The sequence below is a fragment of the Szabonella alba genome (assembly GCF_016765775.1).
GTDB lineage: Bacteria > Pseudomonadota > Alphaproteobacteria > Rhodobacterales > Rhodobacteraceae > Szabonella > Szabonella alba.
Window position 1 is genome coordinate 1 of record NZ_JAESVN010000031.1, and the last position, 3622, is coordinate 3622.

Consider the following 3622-nt stretch of genomic DNA (forward strand, 5'->3'; position numbering starts at 1 on the left):
CATCTCCTACATCTGGACAGCGGAGGGCTGGCTTTACCTCGCGGTCGTGCTGGATCTCTTCTCCCGGCGCGTCGTCGGCTGGGCCACGAGTGATCGCCTGAAGCGTGATCTCGCGGTAGAAGCCCGGCGCCGTGCTCTCGTGGCTCGCAACCCTGCGCCGGGATTGGTCCACCATTCCGACCGCGGGTCGCAATACTGCTCGGTCGACTATCAGGCGCTGCTCCGCAGACGGGGCATCCTAATCTCGATGAGCGGGCGCGGTAACTGTTACGACAACGCGATGGTGGAAACGTTCTTCAAGACCATCAAGTCAGAGCTGATCTGGCCGGTTGCATGGCAATCCCGCCAGCAGGCCGAAAACGCCGTCGCCAGATACATCGACGGGTTCTATAACATCGTCAGGCGGCATTCATCGCTCGGCTTCCAGAGACCCATCGCTTTCGAGCGAAAGGTTCGGCAAGCGAGCTAAACGCTCTCCACAAAAGTCGCGCAAGTCCAATGGGCGATCTGCAGCTTGGCGCGCCCGCCGCCCAGAACCGCAAAATCCTCGCTCCAGTCGAACTGGAAGGCGTCACCGGGGTCAAAGTGCAGCGGCACGAAGGTCCCGCGCCCCGTCGTCTGCTCTTCGCGCTGCCGATCGGCGCGCCACTATCGTGCAAATGCTGCGACCTGGGCATATGAACCCGTGAAGCCAAGCGCCACGAGATCGGCATGCAGTTGCTTCATAGTCCGTCCTCTCTATGGGCCGGACTCTAGTCGCTTTTGGAGGAAAAATCCCGTGGCAGGTCAACTTGTTATCAAGACCCTAGCTCCCGCGAAGCACTCCGGCCTCCGAAAGCTGGCGAACCTGCAGTGGCGTTAGAAGAGGGCAGAATTCATGGCTGTTTGCTTCGGATGCGTCGAACTGGGGTCTTCGATGCATATCGGTGTTCAGCCCGGATTCTGCCCTCTCCTCATCGATCCGACTTGCGTCGTTCGACAGTCCGGGGCACAGAAACAGATACCCCCGCACGTTTACCAGGCCCGGGGTTTCAAACACGGGCAGGACCAGCGGCACGTCAAGGATATCCGGATCATGCCCATGGCAGGACGCAATATCCGCAGCAAGCATGATCGGCCGATAGACGCCAAACAGGGCGGCGGTCAGAAAATGCCTGCATTGAACCATCTGAGAGGCGCCAACGACAATACGTTCCCCGGTTTCGGAACAAAGCAGCGAAACCTGACGGGCGCTGGACTGGGTTAATCTTGTCTCGACAACGCGCAGCAAGTCGCCATCGGCGCCAACAATCAGATCGCCGGGTTTCAGGTCAATTGCCGCAATGGTGCCTTCCAGAGTGGGCAAAAGCGTCGGCGCGGAAAATCCGAGCGACCCGATCCTGTCGTCCGCATCGTGAGATTCCATCTGTCTGAAATCAAAACGGATCGCGTCAGTTGCTTCCATAAACCGTCTTCCTTCCTGCACCGCAAAATGCGGGTAGGTCCTTCGAAAGGAACACAAGCGAGACGACGAATCCCCGAAGCTGACCTTTTCACCAGAACTTCATTGAATCCCAAGACGCCGCTTTAAGAAATTCTCTGCCGGGTGCTCTGATGCGTCTTGATGGCGAATGTTATTGGGGATGAAACCAGCCGTGACGGAACCTGATGGCGTAACTTGCATCAAGGAAGCGGCGGGGTGGCGGTCTTGTGGTGAAGATCCTTGTGCAGATCGGTGGGTGGGATGGTTCTTCCTGCAACAGGTTCCGGGCCCGGATCCGCTTCATGGCCGGTCTCTGCGCGCGCAGGTTTCTGCAAGGGGCATGTCTCGCCATGCAGCCTTTCAAGACTCGTCGGATGACGAAAGGGGGCACAGACGGGAAATCAGATCTGGTCCGGGCTCTTCAAAAGGGAATTGCCATAGCGGACATGCCTGAGGGCCAGTTTTCGGGCTTCCTCATCCATGGGGATGGGACGCACCGGTCTGAAGATTGCACCGGAATTAGCCTGCAGCAGGTCCGGCAAGATCTCGATGATCTCACGCCGGGCCTCGGCGAGACGGCGTTGAGCGCCTCGATCCCCGTGAAGAGGGATTCCATGGGCTTGCCCTCGGCAAAGACGATCTGGTGACGGTCAAAGAGAAAGTGAAAATACTCCACAAAATCGGCCGCTTCATCGACCTCAATGCCGTTGATCTGAAGCAGTTGCCGTGCGGGGGCAAGAATTTCACGACATTTGAACATGCGTTCAGCAATGCGGGACGAAACCAGAATCCTGTGCTGCGGTGAAACCCGCAGATCGGCCTCGGGCACGCCCCGGCCCAGTGCGCCGGTGCGAATGCGGATCGGGCGCAGCCCCGGATTTTCGGCCAGTTCCTCGGACAGAATGCGACGCGATCCGATCCAGCGGATGGTCTGATAACCATCATCAAGGGTCTCGACACGGTCCGCCCGCATCAGTTCCTCGATGACGACGGGGCTGCGGTCGGTTTCGATCATGGTGCCGCGGACAAAGCAGATCGCGCCGGTCTGTTCGGTATCCGTCACCCCGCTGCCGGCAAGGGTGACTGTCACCTCCGGCCCGTCCTGCCGGGCGGTGAAGTTCAGCTGATCTGCACCGCCTTCAGACGATACCGATGATTTCTGACCGGTTGGATGGACGCATTCAGGTCCGTCCTGCGCTTGGGCGACGCTTTGATCCGCACTGCCATGAGGTGTGCCTGCCTGGTTTGTGGCATCACTTCGAGGGCTGGCAGGACCGCCGCCGAAGCCCGCGGAATATACCCGCCGGTCCTCGTCTGGCTCGCCGCTTCCAGTCTCGAGCGCGACAGTTCTCCACCCCAAAGCGGCAGGCGTAAAATTGGCGAGAAGCCACGCCAATCGAAGGGGCAATGCAATATACACTATTTAAGTCGAACTACTCTATGCACAGGCCAGTGCTTGGGTCGCCGATCCAGAATGGCGCCACAGTGACCAGATCTACTCAGAAGCCGTTGCGCAGTGAAGTTCTCGGCCAAGCTTCATGCTGATTTCGCTAATGGGTGCGCTGTCTTGACGTAACGGTATCTAAATAGCGAACTTTACTTAGGTATCGACTGAAGTAGATCGTCCAAAGGGCAAGGATGCAGATTTCTGCCGAAGCTCAAGGTAAGCGGCAAGGTTCGGACGGTAACCTGTCTGGATGGGCGCCTGTACTACAGGGCGCATCTTGCCCTTGAAGTTCCGCCTCAGCGTGTATTCCAGCGCGCGCGTCAGAGGTGGGGTGAGTTGTTGAAAGGCTCGACGGGGCCTTTGGACCCTGTTGTGTGAGTGAAGGAGTTAACGATGACCAACCGTACCATAGCGGGCAAGACGATTCTGATCGCGGGCGGCGCGAAAAACCTTGGCGGCCTGATTGCGCGTGATTTCGCGGCTCAGGGCGCCAAGGCGATCGTGATCCATTACAACAGCGATGCAACGGCAGCGGCGGCGCAAGAGACCGTTGCGGCGGTTCAGGCGGCGGGCGCCAAGGCCGTGACGCTGCAGGCGGATTTGTCGACCGCAGGCGCGGTTGAGAAGCTGTTTGCCGACACCATTGCGGCCGTCGGCCGGCCGGATATCGCGATCAACACCGTGGGCATGGTGCTGAAAAAGCCGATGCTGGA

4 protein-coding genes and 1 pseudogene are annotated in these 3622 nt (G+C 59.0%); 2 read left to right on the plus strand and 3 right to left on the minus strand.

Going from position 1 to position 3622, the window contains the following annotated elements:
* On the plus strand, window positions 1–469 hold a 469-nt coding region (locus JL811_RS19705), incomplete at its 5' end, for an IS3 family transposase (RefSeq protein ID WP_202690410.1).
* 29 nt (window positions 470–498) lie between these two features.
* Here JL811_RS19705 and JL811_RS19710 read toward each other — a convergent pair.
* The 3 genes and pseudogenes from JL811_RS19710 to JL811_RS20210 form a co-directional block, all read right to left on the minus strand.
* Window positions 499–732, minus strand: a pseudogene (locus JL811_RS19710) (IS21 family transposase); the annotation flags it as partial.
* 73 nt (window positions 733–805) lie between these two features.
* A complete protein-coding gene (locus tag JL811_RS19715; protein WP_202690411.1) occupies window positions 806–1444 on the minus strand; it encodes a hypothetical protein in 639 nt (212 codons plus the stop codon).
* A 439-nt stretch (window positions 1445–1883) separates the two neighbouring features.
* Entirely contained in the window at window positions 1884–2882 is a 999-nt protein-coding gene (locus JL811_RS20210; protein WP_202690412.1) for a Hint domain-containing protein, read from the minus strand.
* A 420-nt stretch (window positions 2883–3302) separates the two neighbouring features.
* Here JL811_RS20210 and JL811_RS19725 point away from each other — a divergent pair.
* On the plus strand, window positions 3303–3622 hold a 320-nt coding region (locus tag JL811_RS19725; protein ID WP_202690413.1), incomplete at its 3' end, for an SDR family NAD(P)-dependent oxidoreductase.